The sequence below is a fragment of the Erwinia persicina genome, assembly GCF_019844095.1.
Taxonomy (GTDB): Bacteria; Pseudomonadota; Gammaproteobacteria; order Enterobacterales; family Enterobacteriaceae; genus Erwinia; species Erwinia persicina.
Map to the genome: position 1 here is coordinate 593,441 of NZ_CP082141.1, position 15,886 is coordinate 609,326.

The 15,886-nt window shown below is 50.1% G+C and carries 12 protein-coding genes; 10 read left to right on the forward strand and 2 right to left on the reverse strand.

All coding sequences use genetic code 11. The features are described from left to right. Positions 1–51: 51 nt before the first annotated feature. From K6L24_RS02775 to cueR, 5 genes are all read left to right on the forward strand, one after another. Entirely contained in the window at positions 52–1,230 is a 1,179-nt protein-coding gene (locus K6L24_RS02775) for an efflux RND transporter periplasmic adaptor subunit (protein WP_280638615.1), read from the forward strand. Beyond that, complete coding sequence (locus K6L24_RS02780) at positions 1,227–4,403, forward strand: efflux RND transporter permease subunit (RefSeq protein ID WP_222681927.1); 3,177 nt, start codon at positions 1,227–1,229, stop codon at positions 4,401–4,403. The genes K6L24_RS02775 and K6L24_RS02780 overlap by 4 nt, the downstream gene beginning before the upstream one ends. Further along, the gene (locus K6L24_RS02785) at positions 4,400–5,881 is read left to right on the forward strand and encodes an efflux transporter outer membrane subunit (protein ID WP_222681928.1); all 1,482 of its coding nucleotides are present in this window, start codon (positions 4,400–4,402) and stop codon (positions 5,879–5,881) included. The genes K6L24_RS02780 and K6L24_RS02785 overlap by 4 nt, the downstream gene beginning before the upstream one ends. A gap of 87 nt (positions 5,882–5,968) precedes the next feature. Continuing rightward, positions 5,969–8,500 carry a heavy metal translocating P-type ATPase gene (locus K6L24_RS02790; RefSeq protein WP_222681929.1) on the forward strand — a complete coding sequence of 844 codons (2,532 nt, stop codon included), beginning with the start codon at positions 5,969–5,971 and terminating at the stop codon, positions 8,498–8,500. A gap of 187 nt (positions 8,501–8,687) precedes the next feature. Beyond that, positions 8,688–9,179 (forward strand): Cu(I)-responsive transcriptional regulator, encoded by a 492-nt coding sequence (gene cueR, locus K6L24_RS02795; protein WP_072277437.1) that lies wholly within the window; start codon positions 8,688–8,690, stop codon positions 9,177–9,179. A gap of 144 nt (positions 9,180–9,323) precedes the next feature. Here the strand turns inward: cueR and symE are convergent, their stop codons facing one another. After that, entirely contained in the window at positions 9,324–9,665 is a 342-nt protein-coding gene (symE, locus tag K6L24_RS02800; protein ID WP_222681930.1) for an endoribonuclease SymE, read from the reverse strand. 476 nt (positions 9,666–10,141) lie between these two features. Here symE and K6L24_RS02805 point away from each other — a divergent pair, with 476 nt between their 5' ends. Genes K6L24_RS02805 through K6L24_RS02825 form a run of 5 tightly spaced genes read left to right on the forward strand, consistent with a single transcriptional unit; the run spans position 10,142 to position 12,548 of the window. Further along, positions 10,142–10,501, forward strand: coding sequence for a tlde1 domain-containing protein (locus K6L24_RS02805; protein WP_072277435.1), 360 nt, complete (start codon positions 10,142–10,144; stop codon positions 10,499–10,501). Beyond that, positions 10,498–11,022, forward strand: coding sequence for a hypothetical protein (locus K6L24_RS02810; protein ID WP_118665472.1), 525 nt, complete (start codon positions 10,498–10,500; stop codon positions 11,020–11,022). The genes K6L24_RS02805 and K6L24_RS02810 overlap by 4 nt, the downstream gene beginning before the upstream one ends. Beyond that, complete coding sequence (tssD, locus tag K6L24_RS02815) at positions 11,023–11,514, forward strand: type VI secretion system tube protein TssD (RefSeq protein ID WP_118665474.1); 492 nt, start codon at positions 11,023–11,025, stop codon at positions 11,512–11,514. A 36-nt stretch (positions 11,515–11,550) separates the two neighbouring features. Beyond that, positions 11,551–12,069 carry a hypothetical protein gene (locus K6L24_RS02820; protein WP_222681931.1) on the forward strand — a complete coding sequence of 173 codons (519 nt, stop codon included), beginning with the start codon at positions 11,551–11,553 and terminating at the stop codon, positions 12,067–12,069. Positions 12,070–12,104: 35 nt separating this feature from the next. Then, a complete protein-coding gene (locus K6L24_RS02825) occupies positions 12,105–12,548 on the forward strand; it encodes a hypothetical protein (RefSeq protein ID WP_245006710.1) in 444 nt (147 codons plus the stop codon). Positions 12,549–13,119: 571 nt separating this feature from the next. On the opposite strand, the gene malT is transcribed toward K6L24_RS02825, so the two are convergent. Beyond that, entirely contained in the window at positions 13,120–15,846 is a 2,727-nt protein-coding gene (malT, locus tag K6L24_RS02830; RefSeq protein ID WP_118665478.1) for an HTH-type transcriptional regulator MalT, read from the reverse strand. Between the last annotated feature and the right edge of the window lie 40 nt (positions 15,847–15,886).

The window sequence follows — 15,886 nt, forward strand, 5'->3', positions numbered from 1 at the left end:
GAGCTGCCAAGGCTCAGCAAAACCCATTCGTCTCCAGTTGCGGAAGGTAACATGATGAACGTCAGAAAAATAACACTGCTCACAGCGGCAATAAGCCTTGCGCTAGCTATTGCTGGCTGCAAAGAAGTCGACTCCACACCGGCGGCCCCAACAGCACCGACTTCTGCTCCAGTGGCCGAAGTGATTGTCAGGCCAATAACCCCCTTTGCAGAACTCACGGGGTCTCTCACAGCGGTTAATCACGTTGAATTACGTCCAAGAGTTGCCGGCTATATACAGAAAGTAAATATGCCTGAAGGACATTTTGTCGAAAAGGGCAGCGAACTATTTCTTATTGATCCACGGGTGTTACAAGCGGCGTTTAATAATGCAAAAGCAGGTTTGCGAGAAACAGAAGCCGCATTGATGCTGGCTAAAGCTGAATATTCTCGTACTGAAAAATTGTTTGCTCAAAAAATTGTTTCGCGCGCTAATCTCGATACTGCCATTGCCACACTGAATGCCAGAAAAGCACAGGTGGATGCAGCCAAAGCAAAGCTTGAATCAGCACAGCTTGAGTTAAGTTTTACCCATGTCACCGCGCCAATTAGTGGGCGTGTAGGTCAAACTTTGGTGACTGAGGGGAATTATGTTGCCAGCGGCGTTACACCACTGACGACAATCGTTTCAATTGACCCTCTGTATGTCTATTTTGATATTGACGAACGTACTTATTTGCAGTTTTTCGCTGCAAATCGAGCCAATGCTAAACTCAACAGTTCTCCAGCCGCAAAAGTAGAAATCGCATTACTTACTGACAAAAGCTATTCGCGACAGGGTCGTGTTGATTTTCTTTCCAATGGTGCTGAACGTCAAACGGGAACCGTGCGTATCCGTGCTGTTATCGATAACCCTGATGGAAAATTAACGCCAGGCTTATTTGCCAAAATCAAATTAGAGACGGGGCCATCACAGCCTAAAGTTTTGATATCCGATCTATCGATTGGTGCCGATCAAGGTGGTCGCTATGTATTAGTGGTTGATAAAGAAAATAAGACAGAGTATCGACCGGTAGAATTAGGCACTACCGTGGACGGTTTACGTGTCATAGAGCAAGGCTTGCAGCCAGGTGAACGTATCGTCGTCAAAGGGTTTATTCGTCCAGGTATGCACGTTAAGCCACAGTCAGTCGGAATTGATGGCAAACCTGTCGAAGTTACAGAGAAGCAAACTGCAGGAGATAAGCCATGAAATTTCCTCGTTTCTTCATTGAACGGCCAATCTTCGCTATTGTTCTTTCTATTCTGATGGTTCTCGGGGGGATTGTCGCATTTTTCCAGTTACCCCTCAGTGAATATCCAGCGGTAACCCCCCCGACAGTTCAAGTGACAGCATCTTACCCTGGCGCTAATCCAAAGGTGATTGCTGAAACCGTTGCTGCACCACTTGAACAAGCCATTACAGGTGTTGAGGGCATGTTATATATGTCCTCACAGTCGGCAACCGATGGTCGTATGACGCTTACCGTCACATTTGCACAAGGAACGAATGCCGATATGGCACAAATTCAAGTGCAAAACAGAGTTTCGCGTGCACTGCCTCGTTTGCCTGAAGAAGTACAACGTCAAGGCGTTATCACTCAAAAAACCTCACCAGATATTCTGATGGTGGTTCACTTATTATCTGCGGATAAGCGTTACGATCCCCTTTATATTTCCAATTATGCTTATCTCCAGGTTCGGGATGAATTATCACGGATACCCGGTATCAGCGATGTCCTCGTTTGGGGCGCTGGCGAATACAGTATGCGGCTTTGGCTTGATCCTGATCTTATTGCTGCCAGAATGCTGACGGCGGGGGATGTCGTTGCCGCAATTCGTGAACAAAACGTGCAGGTTGCGGCAGGTTCTGTCGGTCAAATGCCCAATTCAAATGCGGCTTTCCAGGTAACAGTAAACACACTTGGACGATTAACTGACGAAGAGCAGTTCGGTAATATTATTATCCGTACTGGCGATAATGGACAGGTTACCCGTTTACGGGATGTGGCTCGCATCGAAATGGGTGCTGATGCGTATGCACTACGTAGTCTGCTTGATGGCGAACCGGCTGTTGCGCTTCAAATTATTCAGAGTCCTGGCGCTAATGCGCTTGATGTTGCACAAGCAGTGAGAACAACGATGCAACGGCTTGAAGGTGATTTTCCTGCTGGATTAAGCTCACGTATTGCTTATGATCCGACTGTATTTGTTCGCGCCTCTCTTCAATCAGTGGCAACAACTTTACTTGAGGCAATTGTTCTTGTTGTTATTGTCGTTGTACTTTTTTTACGGAGCTGGAGAGCATCACTTATTCCATTGCTGGCAGTGCCTGTCTCATTAATTGGTACCTTTGCCATCATGTACATAATGGGGTTTTCGCTTAATACCTTGTCATTATTTGGCCTTGTCCTTTCGATAGGGATCGTCGTCGATGATGCGATCGTGGTGGTTGAAAACGTTGAGCGCCATATCGAAAATGGAGAAACGCCTGTACAAGCCGCAAGGCTGGCAATGGATGAAGTTACGTCGCCGATTATTGCTATTACTTCAGTACTTTCGGCAATTTTCATCCCAACTGCATTCCTGAGTGGTCTGCAGGGTGAATTTTATCAGCAATTTGCGCTAACCATTGCCATATCGACTATCTTGTCAGCCATTAATTCACTCACACTCAGCCCTGCACTTGCAGGCATGTTATTACGTCCACGTAAAGCGCAGGTTGCGAGTGACCCACATACTTTGTCCGGACGCGTTAATCTATTTTTACAGATGATCGGCAAGCCGTTTAAGCGAGCACCCAGTGCTTATAGTAACACGGTACGAAAAGTGGTTAGCGTCAGCGGTCTGGCACTTTTCGTTTATGGTGGATTACTTGCGCTAACTTATTTTGGCTTCAAGGCTGTTCCACCAGGTTTTGTGCCAATGCAGGATAAATATTATCTTGTAGGAATTGCACAGCTGCCCAATGGATCATCGTTAGATCGTACCGATGATGTGGTTAAAAAAATGTCTGAAATAGCGCTCGAAGAACCGGGCGTTGAAAGTGTCGTTGCATTTCCTGGGCTTTCAATCAATGGATTTGTTAATGTTCCTAATGCTGCCGTTATGTTCATTATTCTTGATCCATTTGAAGCTCGTACGACTGATGAGCTTTCGGCCATGGCTATTACAGGGCGATTACAAGCTAAATTTTCAACCATTCCTGATGGTTTCCTGGGGGTATTTCCACCGCCACCGGTACCGGGTTTAGGTGCAACTGGCGGTTTTAAAATGCAAATTGAGGATCGCAGCGGTGCCGGGCTTGATGCATTAGTGAAAAATACCCAAATTTTGATGACTAAAGCCACTGAATCCGGGATGGTGACAGGGCTGATGACCAGCTTGGATATTAATGCTCCTCAATTTGATGTCACTATTGACCGAATTCAAGCTAAGAGCCAGGGCGTTAATTTAGCTGAGGTATTCGAAACACTGCAAGTTTATCTGGGCTCTATCTATGTTAATGATTTCAATCGCTTTGGCCGCACTTACAAAGTCATGGCGCAAGCCGATGCCGCTCATCGCATGCAGGTAGAAGCGATAGGACGTTTGCAAGTTCGTAATCTGGCAGGAGAAATGTTACCCCTGTCATCATTTGTAACCGTTACACCAGGCTCTGGCCCCGATCGTGTCATCCATTATAACGGCTATCCTTCTGCTGATATATCAGGCGGTGCCATGTTGGACGTTAGTTCAGGGCAGGCAGTTGAAACCATGGAGCGACTGGCAAAAGAAATATTACCAGAAGGGATGAGTTTTGAATGGACTGAATTGACTTACCAACAAAAAGGGGCGGGCAATTCTGCACTGTTTATTTTCCCGATGTGTCTATTGCTTGCGTATCTTATCCTTGCTGCACAATATAACAGCTGGCTGCTTCCTTTAGCCGTTCTCCTTATCGTACCAATGTGTTTATTAAGCGCCATTACGGGTGTTTGGTTGATGGGGGGTGACAATAATATCTTTGTCCAAATAGGCCTTATTGTACTGGTTGGCTTAGCCGCCAAGAATGCAATTTTGATTGTCGAATTCGCCCGAAGTCTGGAAAGCGAAGGCGTCAGTACTCTGGATGCGGTTATCAAAGCGTGTCGGTTACGTTTACGACCTATTCTGATGACATCACTTGCATTTATTGCCGGTGTTATTCCATTAGTTTTGGCCAGTGGCGCGGGGGCTGAAATGCGTCAATCCATGGGAATTGCAGTCTTTGCGGGGATGCTCGGTGTGACGCTATTCGGTTTATTCTTAACCCCTGTATTTTATGTTGTTATGCGCAGGTTGTCTGTGCACTACGAAAAGTACCGAGCCAAAGTTAAATGGCACAAAGAGGGGCGTATCTCATGAGTAAACTTTCTCAAAAAGTATTGTTCCCTTTGAGTGTTCTTATTTTACTGTCCGGATGTACAGCTGTAGGTCCTGATTACTCGCCACCTTTATCACCCTCACCTGCAAATTTTGGTGGATCGATTGCGGGTATGGGTTCCGGCGCTGTTGAAATTGAGTGGTGGAAAACATTTGATGATCCTGCACTCGTTATCTTGATCCAACGTTCACTTGCTGCCAACCATGATATCGGTATCGCCGTCGCCCGGCTTGAAGAAGCAAACGCGATTCTGCGTGAAAATAGACAAAATTTCTTACCACTGGGTGGTATAGAGAGTGGTTATGAGCATCGTCGGCAAAGCCGGACGGAAAGTTCATCCGGCCAGACATCGCAGTTTGATACTTATCGAATTGCGGTTGATTCATCCTGGGAAATAGATCTCTTTGGCCGTGTACGTCGTTCAGTGGAAATGGCCCAGGCACAAGCTGGCTCACGTGAAGCATTATTACGACATGTACAAGCAGGTGTCGCTGCTTCTGTCGCTGCTACATGGTTTGAACTTCGAGGTGTTGAAGCCGAACTTGCCGTTGTTACTGATATTAGCCAAAGTCAGCGCGAAAGTTTCAGGCAGACCGAACGCTCTGTAAAGGCAGGTTCTGCCAGTCAATTTGATCAATTACGAGCAGAAGCTTTGCTGCGCAATATCGAAGCGGCTGTGCCTGAACTGGAACGCCGCCGAACCGCTTCTGTTAATGCATTGGCGATCTTGCTTGGTGCAGTCCCTCAGGATTTTAAATTACCGGCGGCTGTACCTTCAATAACACAAACACACAAAACCCTGGTTCTGCGAACCCTGAACGTGGGTGATCCAGCCTCGCTTCTCTCGCGACGCGCGGATATTGCTGCTGCTGAGCGTTCTCTGGCGGCCGCAACGGCTCGGGTGGGGATTGACACAGCAAGTCTGTATCCTGACGTTCAGATACAAGGTTCTATTGGGCTTGTTGCTGGAAGCCTTAATGCAATGAATGATACCCGTATTTTATCGGGCTTTATTGGCCCGATTATACGCTGGTCTTTTCTCGATACAGCGCGAGTGCGCGCTCAAATTGCAGCCAGCGAAGCACGAACTAAAGCGGCATTAATCGTTTACGATCAGACTGTACTGCGTGCATTACAAGAAACGGATGATGCCTTCAAAGCTTATGATGCGGCAAATAAGACCTTTGAGTTACATCAACTTGAATCAGTCGCACATTCTGATGCCGCACGTCTTGCTCAATTACGGTTTTCCCTCGGTGAGGGGATTTACTCAGATGTACTTGAGGCACAAAAATCTGATTTTATTAGCCGCCGTGCCCTGGCGATAGCCTATACCAATCAGCAACTCGCCATTGTGAGTATTTACAAAGCATTGGGGGGTGGGTGGGAAATTTGTACGGCGAAAAATAGTGATTGTTCAGGGGCTGAGGGCAGGCAACATTCCTATGTTAAAAATTAAATTCAAAATGAATAAAAAAATCCTTGACCTTGCCCTTAGGGGCAACCTTATGTTGCTACCCAACAACCATATTTAAGGGGAATCTCAATGAATACTAACCCAACAATATCCTCAGCCACCCGGCTCAGTTTACCCGTTGAAGGTATGACTTGTGCATCTTGTGTCGGTCGTGTTGAGAAGGCATTAAAAGCCGTGCCTGGCATAAGCACAGCATCAGTCAACCTGGCGACAGAACGTGCTGATATCACATTGAATGATTCAGGCGATGCACTGTCTGCTGTTCGTGCCATTGAGAGCGCGGGTTATAGCGTCTGTCATGAAATAACAGAACTCGCCATTGAAGATATGACCTGTGCATCTTGTGTCGGACGTGTTGAAAAAGCACTGGCACAGACTCCCGGCGTTATCGAAGCTGGCGTGAATTTAGCGACAGAACGTGCCCGAATTATCCATTTTGCTGGCGTTGTTTCTGTAGCCGACCTTGAAGCGGCTGTCGTTAAGGCTGGTTATACATCTCGTCGATTATCTGCCGAATCGGCAAATACAGAAGATCAAGACAATGAACGTCGTGAAGGTGAAGCGCGTTCATTACGCCGGGCGCTGTACACTGCGGCTATCTTCACGTTACCCGTTTTCATACTCGAAATGGGATCGCACGTTATCCCCGGTATGCACGATCTGGTAATGAGAACATTGGGCCAACAGATGAACTGGTACATTCAATTTGTGCTTGCAACTATCGTTCTGTTTGGCCCGGGAATGCGCTTCTTCCGCAAGGGAATACCGGCACTGTTACGTGGTGCTCCTGATATGAACTCACTGGTTTCTGTTGGCACAATTGCAGCCTATGGATATTCAGTTGTCGCCACTTTTATCCCCGGGGTATTGCCGAAAGGAACAGCAAACGTCTATTTTGAAGCGGCGGTTGTGATAGTCACCCTGATCCTGCTTGGACGTACTTTAGAAGCGCGCGCAAAAGGCCGTACTTCACAGGCAATCAAACGGTTAGTCGGACTTCAGGCAAAAACAGCTCGCGTTGATCGCAATGGCAAAATAGTTGAGATTCCACTCGATCAAGTAGCAACAGATGATGTCATTCTCGTTCGTCCTGGTGAAAAAATTCCTGTTGATGGTGAAGTTGTTGACGGTTCATCTTATGTTGATGAAAGCATGATCACTGGTGAGCCTGTACCCGTATCGAAAGGTATTGGCGCTGAAGTTGTCGGAGGCACCATCAACAAAACAGGCGCTTTCAGCTTCCGTGTGACAAAGATTGGGGCAAACACTGTTCTTGCACAAATTATTCGTTTAGTTGAACAAGCACAAGGTTCCAAATTACCCATCCAGGCCTTAGTCGATAAAGTAACCATGTGGTTCGTGCCAGCAGTAATGGCAGGGGCAGGCGTAACGTTCATTATTTGGTTATTCCTGGGGCCAGATCCCGCGCTAACTTTTGCGTTAATTAATGCAGTTGCTGTTCTTATTATTGCCTGTCCATGTGCTATGGGTTTAGCTACACCAACATCTATCATGGTGGGTACTGGGCGTGCAGCAGAACTGGGTGTTCTCTTCCGTAAAGGTGAAGCGTTACAAGCATTGCGTGACGTTAGTGTTGTTGCACTCGACAAAACAGGGACACTGACCAAAGGACGTCCTGAGCTAACCGATTTGGTTCCGGCTGAAGGTTTTGAATACAAGGAAGTATTAGCTTTAGTTGCTGCAATTGAAACACGTTCTGAGCATCCAATTGCTGAGGCCATTGTGGCCGCCGCTAAGCAACAAGATATCACTCTGGCTTCTGTTGAAAGCTTCGAAGCCGTTCCTGGGTTTGGTGTATCTGCTCAGGTTGCAGGCCGGACTGTTGCTGTTGGTGCAGATCGCTACATGACTCAGCTTGGCCTTGATGTTAACAGCTTGCAACCGACGGCGCGGCGTCTGGGTGAACAAGGTAAGAGTCCACTCTATGCTGCCATTGATGGCCGTCTGGCAGCAATAATCGCGGTCGCGGATCCCATCAAAGAAACGACGCCTGAAGCGATTAGGGCGCTGCATGTTCTGGGCCTGAAAGTTGCAATGATTACGGGTGATAATAAAGCTACCGCTGCCGCAATTGCCAGACAACTCGGTATTGATGAAGTGGCAGCAGAAGTGTTACCCGATGGTAAAGTTGCAGCCCTGAAAAAATTCCGTGCTAATGGCGCTCGAGTTGCATTTGTTGGCGATGGTATTAACGATGCGCCAGCACTTGCTGAATCTGATGTGGGTTTGGCCATTGGTACAGGTACAGATGTGGCCATCGAGGCTGCTGATGTCGTGTTAATGTCGGGGGATTTACGTGGTGTTGCTGATGCTATTGCACTTAGCCAGGCGACAATTCGTAACATCAAACAGAATCTGTTCTGGGCCTTTGCTTATAATGCCTTACTGATCCCCGTGGCTGCCGGTTTGCTTTATCCTCTGAACGGTATGTTGCTTTCACCGATGTTTGCCGCTGCGGCAATGGCACTTTCCAGTGTCTTTGTTCTGGGCAATGCTCTGCGATTAAAACGTTTTCAGCCACCCATAAAGCAAACCGTTATGCAAGATGACGACCGTCATCAGATTCATGCAGCTGAATAAATCAAAAGGGCGGCCAGATGTGAATATAACCGATGCTGACATCATGGCAGAAGCCAAAGCGCGTACCGGCGTCCGGGTTGCACCGATCGGCGCGATCGGTGAGCAAATAGTTTACGGTACAGTTTCATCACAAAAGCCAAACCTGATTAAGGCTCTCGGCTTGTCGGGTTTATAGAGAGGAAAAAAAATGAATATCGGTCAGGCAGCTAAACTCTCAGGTATCTCGGCGAAGATGATCCGTTATTACGAACAAATTGGGTTGATACCAAAAGCAATTCGTTCTGATGCCGGTTACCGTCATTACAGTTCATCGGATATTGATAGTCTTCATTTTATTCGACGTTCACGTGACCTTGGTTTTTCTGTTGAACAAATTTCGGGATTAATGAACTTATGGCTCGATGGCGAACGAACCAGCTCTGACGTGAAAACAATGGCGCTTACCCATATTTCAGAGCTAAGAACCAGGATAGCTGAATTACAGGCAATGGCGGAAACGCTTGAGCAATTAGCCCGTGACTGCCAGGGTAATAATCAGCCTGGCTGCCCAATCATCGCGGGATTAATTGAACCCAAAACGCTAACGGAACAACAATCGCAAAAACGTCAAAGAGTTCAAAGAACACCTCGGTTTGGGAGCAGTTCGCTTGCTCCATTGCGCAATCGAAGATCATTGTAGCGATCCCAGCTTTGGTTCCAGGCACTTTTTCAGGGTGGAGATCAATGTGACTACCAATCATTGTGTAAGAAGGCCCGACGAGTGTAAAAAGTCATTCTTTTAAGCATCCCGCCCGTTCCCAGGCGGGACTTGCTCCTTAATCCCTTACCTTCTCACCCGTTTCGCCGTAATCACCCCGATAAACTCCTCCACCTGGCGCTGCTTGCGGGCGGACAGCGTGCAGACCTTTCTCAGTGAGGTCATCAACGCGGATTCCTGCGGTTCGGGATCGCGGGCGGTGATCACCAGGCAGCCCTTCATCACGCGAATATCGACTTTGGTGCCGGTGGCAAATCCCGCCGCTTCCAGCCACTTCCCTTTAATGTTCAGCGCCGGGATGCGCTGGTAATCTGGATAGGTGCTCGCATAAGCCACGGTTAAATGGCGCCGCGTGGGCGCGGTGACTTCTGATTTAACAACGTCTGTATTACAATCCTGCTCAGCCATAATAACTACTCCGTATAGTTGTTGCGGTTAGCGGTATGACGGTGTTCCTAGCACCTTCATGCCGCGATTAATAACCCTGTTATTATAACCAGCAGTAAAAAGTAATCACTTTGGAAAAATAACCAAAGTTAAAAAATGCAGCATGGCTCAGAAAATTATGAAAAGGATGTAATCTCCTGACAGGTTTTTTAAATAATTTTTCTGCTTGTTAGTTTTTTTTAATTCCCCTGAAACTAATGCTTAAGCTGTTTTTTACGTGTGGGACGGATTAAAATCAATGGTGTTTAAGTGTAAAATGTATTAATTGAACGCTTAATAATACATTCTTGATTTGACATCGTAATATGTTTAAATGTTATTTTTTCTGACGATAATGATTCCTTGATTGGCATGAAATGATATCATCTGCATGTGATTTATATTGGGGTTTCGTCTTTACTTTTTTAGTGTTAATTGTAATAACAAAAGGAGGTGTTATGACGTGGGAGTACAATCAGAGAACCGGTGAAATGACTCACAATGGAGCACATTACGCAAATGGGTATAGTGGTAGCCCTGAAGGAAAAAATAACCCTTCTAAAGAGAATGTCGGCTTTGTCGGGCCGATCCCGCGTGGCTACTGGCGGATTACTCGTCATACCAGAAGTAAAGGTAACTGGACGATAGAACTGGTACCTATTGCGGGAACAAATACATTTGGTCGTAATGCTTTCAGAATACATGGTGATAACCCTAAAACTCTCGGTAGTAGTTCTGAAGGGTGTATAATTATCAATGGCGCTAATGTTAGAGCAAATATTTTCAATTCCGGTGACGATATTCTGGTGGTCAGATGAAAAGGATATATTTATTCGCTATGATCATGCTGTCATACAGTTCTATAGCCGATATAAATGTGATGACGCCGAAAATTGTGCTTGAGAATATTCATGACAGTGGTGCGAAAAAATACATCCATGATTTAGCGAAAGAAAATGCAATGGCAACATCAACCAGTCAGTGGGAGGCAATCGTAAAAGGTCTTTCCACTGGGGAGGCTGAATGGCTACAGATTGTTCCGCTGATTGCCCGCTACACCGATGCAGGATTCGCTGAAGATCTCGCTACGGCGCTGGCACAGGCCCTTCCTAAAAATGTGGCGGGCGTGATGAATGTTCTTGATGAGCAACTACCCCCTGTCAGTATCGGTAATGTGTGTTCGATGCCGCTTTATAACGAAACGGTTCCAGAACAAAACGAATATGTCGTGAAAGCTATCCAGGCTCTTTACAAGAATGATACTCCGCAGGCTAAAGAATGCCTGCGGCAACTTATCAAAACGGTCGGTAAGGCTGGCCCATTTCGCAGGGTGGATTAGATGGCAATTCCCGTTTATATGTACATACACGACGATGCAGGCAACTTGATTAAAGGCAGTGTTGATATTCACGGCAGGGAAAACAGTGTTGAAGTTCTGGGGCTCCATCATGAAGTCTATCTTCCCACTGATGATCTTACGGGTGAAATAGTCAACACCAGAAAACATTTGGCCTATCTTGTCGAGAAGGAGATTGATTCATCTTCTTCCTATCTTTATAAAGCCGTCACTAGCGGGCGCAGGCTAAAGCAAGTGGAGCTTAAATTTTTTAAGATTAATGATGCCGGTTATGAGGTTGAGTACTTCAACACTCTGCTGGAAAATGTGCGTGTGAAGTGTATTTTACCACTCATGCATGATATTAAAGACACTGCTAAGGAGAATTTCAATCACATGGAAATTGTGGAGTTTATATATGAAAAAATCAGCTGGAAATATGTTGATGGTAATATCATCCATTCTGATAGCTGGAATCAAAGAAAGACAGCGTGACGGTACAGCTAATGATAACTTACCCGGGATACTCCCGTGAAAGCCTTGCTATATCTCCTCTTTCTCCCGGCCTTCACCTGGGCCGCAATCACCCCCGCAGAGATACAGCACGGTATTCAAAAAGATGGCAACCACGCGTTCGCCCGGAATACTCCCGACGGCGACTGGCGTGAAATACTCAACAATATCTCTGCGGGTAAAGGTGAATGGATCGCGCTGGCACCCGAACTCGCTCCGGTAATGGACAGGCAACACGCGATTCAACTGGCGAAAGCGCTTTACAACGCACTGTTACCGAATGCGAAAGAAACGCTGGCTGTACTGGCTATTCTGGATCAACACCAGCACGCCTATCCTTTTCAGCAGGGCACGGGGACTAGCTGCCTTCCACCGCTGAATAAGGCCGGTGATGCCGTCGAGAATCAATCTGTCTATGAGCAGACCCGGCTGGCGCTGCTGGATGCCGGGCCGCAGGGTGCGGACTGTTTGTGGACGATGGAGGCGCTGGCTGAGGAAGTGAAATCTGCCAGCAAAATACGTGATGCCGCACGGTAATGGGACGCGAGAAAAACGCAGGGAAGGGGTTAAGCATGGGATCGACTATGCAAGGCAGCACGGTTATTAAATGGATACACCGACTGCTAACGGCAGTTTTACTGCTACTGGTTGTCGGTAATGTGGCTTACCGTTATTACGTAGGGCCACCTTATGATGATGCGCTGTATCAATCCCGGCAGCTTAATGACGATACCTGGTTATACGTGACGAAATATCAGGGCGGCGGGGCGACGGTTTCGGATGTCTACCGTTATTATCTGGCAGGTGAAATACAAAAGGACGTATTAAAGGTATTGGGAAATACGGCACCTTTTCTCACGTCGGACAGTAATGGGGCCAGCGTCACAAAAGTGGGCAATCGGGTGACGGTCAGGATCACACGAAGAATTTATGATTTCACCAACGCCGTATTTTATACCTCTGATGGGGTGGATGTGATACCGACCATCGAGTTATATGCCATTAACTCAAGGTGATATCGGGTCCAGCCATGCCAGGCTTCACCCTGGTGATGGTTTGCACGATGGTCCAGATCCAGGTCAAGGCCAGGGTTAACGTCAAGGGCGTTTCGCTTTCCCGCTGCGCGGGCTGAGCGACCAAAGGGCGGCAGTCGCCCCGCCCTTTGGAATCCGGGCTTGCGGCAGGCGCATCGCCCGCTTTCAGCGGGTGCCTTCGCAAGCGTCGTTCACCGACGGAGCGGTCGTGACGGCACTTCCCTGTGCCGGCTCTCCCTCTCACCGCCGTCCTGGCGGTTCGTCCTGGTTCACTGTGCTTCCTCTGCGCTGCTGAATGCCGCCTCAACGTCAAAATCCAGGTCAAACCCAAATTCAAATCAATCCACATAAATCATCATGTCGTCGCTGATTTAAAACTCACAGCGAGCGCTATTTTGCGGGGAGGGGGCCAGTTTGAGGTAAGCCGGACGTCACGCGACAGGACGTCGCGTGCCGAGGCCCGCAGGGATGCGTCTTTTGCCGATCCGGCGTGCTCAAACTGGCCTCAGACCGGTCGCTGAACAGGCAGCCAGTAAAAGCATTTCCGGGGCCCTTACGCCCCGTACCCCATCACCTGCAACAGATGCTGTGCCTGCTGCACCGCTTCCTGACGGTGCGCCACACCCAGCTTCTGATACAGATTACGGATATGGGTTTTAATAGTGGTGGAGGCCACGTCCAGCTCCCCGGCGATCTGGTCGTTGCTGTAGCCGGAGTAAATCAGCCCCAGCACCTGCCATTCACGCTGGGTCAGCGGGCTGGTGCGGATCAGCTCCGGCACCTGCGGATGGGTCAGCAGCTTATTGACAAAACCTTCGTCGAAATGCGCAAACTTATGGCGGTGATGCTGGTTAATCTCGCGCAAAATCTGCTGCGCCCGGCGCTGCTCCAGGTCGGGCAGCAGGTTAAGCTGGATCAGCTGACGCAGCTGCTGCGCCATCATCTCCCCTTCTATCACAAAGTGACTGATAAACCCGGTGCGGTTCGCCAGCCCCAGCGCTTCAATCAGCGCCCGCTGCGCTTCCGCTTTGCGGCCGGTGTGCCAGTACAGCAGATTACTCAGCAGCAGGTTGCGGTTCAGGTCGCTGGTCAGGCGCAGCTGGCGCGCGTTCTGATTCAGCTCATCCAGCACCACTTCGGCTTCATCAAACTTCTCCAGCAGGATCTGCACGCGGGCAATATTGCGCCACTGGCCCTGCTGGAAGTGGTTGTCGGCCATATCCGGCTTACGCGCCTGCTGTAACCACTGGCGCGCCGCCGCTTTATCGCCGGTCATCTGCCAGTAGGTGACGCGCGGCTTATCGGTGTTGGTCAGCCAGTCGATATGATACTGCCCGGTTTTCAGCAGCGCCTCGCAGCGCTGTAAATGGTGGTGAGCATTGTCCAGCTGGCCGCGTGCCAGCGAACACTTGGCCAGCATTGCCAGGCACTGCAGTTGCTGCTGCGGCTGGAAGTTGGTGAGGATCTCCAGCCCCTGGCGTGCGGCGTCTTCGGCATCGTCCAGCCGTGACCATGACCACAGCAGCTGCGAGCGCAGGCGCAGCAAAAACTCGTGCATCGGCAGCTGTTCCAGATGCTGCTCACGCACCAGCTCAAACGCGCGCTCCTGCATCTCAAACGCGGCCTGCAAAAAGCCCTGGGCAATCAGGATCTCGCTCTGCTGCAGCAGCGCCCACAGCGCGTAGTGATAGGCTTCGTGGCGGCGGGCAATCTGCTCCGTCTGCTGCATCAGCGGCAGGGCGCGGGCCAGGTCACCCTTGCAGTGCTGGATCTCTCCGGTAACGGAGGTGGCCACAATGCGGCTGTAAAAACTCTCGTAGGGCAGAAAACGCAGCGCCTCGGCGGCCAGCTGTTCGGCCTCGTCCTGGCGACCGTCGTTAATGGCGACCTGCGCGCGCAGCGCGTTAAACTCGGCGTTCAGATCCTGATCCATCACGATATCCCGCTTCTGCATCTCGCTTTCTGCCTGCGCCAGCAGCGTATCCACCTCGGCGTAGCGGTGCTGGCTCTGGGCCAGCCACGCCTGCAGCAGCACCAGCCTGGGGCTCTGGATCAGGCGGTCGTAGGGCAGGGCGGCCAGGCACTCTTCCAGCAGGGCCAGCTCGCTCTGGTTGAACAGCGACCAGGCGTGCTGCAGCATAATATCGCGCAGCATATCAATATCATCCGCCCCCAGGGCGTGGTGGATCGCCTCCGCCGGGAACCCCTGCGCCAGCCAGCCTTCGGCGGCGGCGCGGTGGATGGCGGGCAGCTCCGCCGCCAGCTCCCACTGACAGCGCTGGCGCAGGAAGCTGGCAAACAGCGGATGGAAGTTAAACCACTCTCCGGTGTCATCCATGCGGTGGATAAACAGGCCCTGGCGCTCCAGCTCCTCCAGCCGCTGCTGGCCGTTGCCGTCGCCGGTCAGGCGCACAATCAGCGCATCATTCATCGAGCGCAGCAGCGAGCAGCGCAGCAGAAAATCCCGCGTCGGGGCATCCACGCGATCCAGAACCTCATCCACCAGATAGTCGGACAGATGGCTGGCGTTCAGACCCGCCAGCTTACGTGCAGACTGCTGGGTGGACTGGCGCGACGGCGTGCTGGACTGGCGGGCGGACAGGGCGATCAGCTGCAGGGCGGTGGCCCAGCCGGCCACGTCGTCGCACAGGCGGCTGCTGTCGGCCTGGTCAATCGGATCCTTCAGGCGGTTGTCGAAAAACTGCTGTGTCTCCGGGTGGGTAAACGCCAGATGCGCGGCGTTCAGCTCCAGCAGCTGCTCGCGCACGCGCAGGTTGGCGATGCCGAGCGGCGGCAGGGTGCGGGACAGCACCACCAGCGAGAGGTTCTCCGGCTGATGCCGCAGGAAGAAGCGCATTCCTTCGTGGATCGCTTCGTTAGAAATCAGATGATAATCATCAATCACCAGCAGCAGCGGACGGTGCCAGTCGGACAGCTCGACAAACAGCTGTGCAAACAGCGCGGGCAGGCTGGCGTACTGATGCTTCTGGCTGAGGGCCTCGCTTTTGCCGCAGTGGCCGCCGCAGGCCTGCTGGATAGCAGCGATCAGATAGCTGGCAAAACGCTCCGGCAGGTTGTCGCTTTCATCAAGAGAATACCAGCCCAGATCGCTCTTACCCGCCGCCCAGTGGGCCACCAGCGTCGTCTTACCGTAGCCCGCCGGGCTGGCAACCAGCGTCAGACGATAGTGGGGGGCCGCCGAAAGCTTTGTCAGCAGTCGGTCGCGAACCACGGTATTTTGCTGCCGCACCGGGCGGCTCAGTTTTGATGGGATCAGCATTTTTATCGATTCTTTTGACGGTAGTCAGGGGGACGTAATC

Coding starts and splice junctions, on each gene's coding strand:
- K6L24_RS02775 (WP_280638615.1), top strand. CDS start 52: ATGATGAACGTCAGAAAAATAACACTGCTCACAGCGGCAATAAGCCTT.
- K6L24_RS02780 (WP_222681927.1), top strand. CDS start 1,227: ATGAAATTTCCTCGTTTCTTCATTGAACGGCCAATCTTCGCTATTGTT.
- K6L24_RS02785 (WP_222681928.1), top strand. CDS start 4,400: ATGAGTAAACTTTCTCAAAAAGTATTGTTCCCTTTGAGTGTTCTTATT.
- K6L24_RS02790 (WP_222681929.1), top strand. CDS start 5,969: ATGAATACTAACCCAACAATATCCTCAGCCACCCGGCTCAGTTTACCC.
- cueR (WP_072277437.1), top strand. CDS start 8,688: ATGAATATCGGTCAGGCAGCTAAACTCTCAGGTATCTCGGCGAAGATG.
- symE (WP_222681930.1), bottom strand. CDS start 9,665: ATGGCTGAGCAGGATTGTAATACAGACGTTGTTAAATCAGAAGTCACC.
- K6L24_RS02805 (WP_072277435.1), top strand. CDS start 10,142: ATGACGTGGGAGTACAATCAGAGAACCGGTGAAATGACTCACAATGGA.
- K6L24_RS02810 (WP_118665472.1), top strand. CDS start 10,498: ATGAAAAGGATATATTTATTCGCTATGATCATGCTGTCATACAGTTCT.
- tssD (WP_118665474.1), top strand. CDS start 11,023: ATGGCAATTCCCGTTTATATGTACATACACGACGATGCAGGCAACTTG.
- K6L24_RS02825 (WP_245006710.1), top strand. CDS start 12,105: ATGGGATCGACTATGCAAGGCAGCACGGTTATTAAATGGATACACCGA.
- malT (WP_118665478.1), bottom strand. CDS start 15,846: ATGCTGATCCCATCAAAACTGAGCCGCCCGGTGCGGCAGCAAAATACC.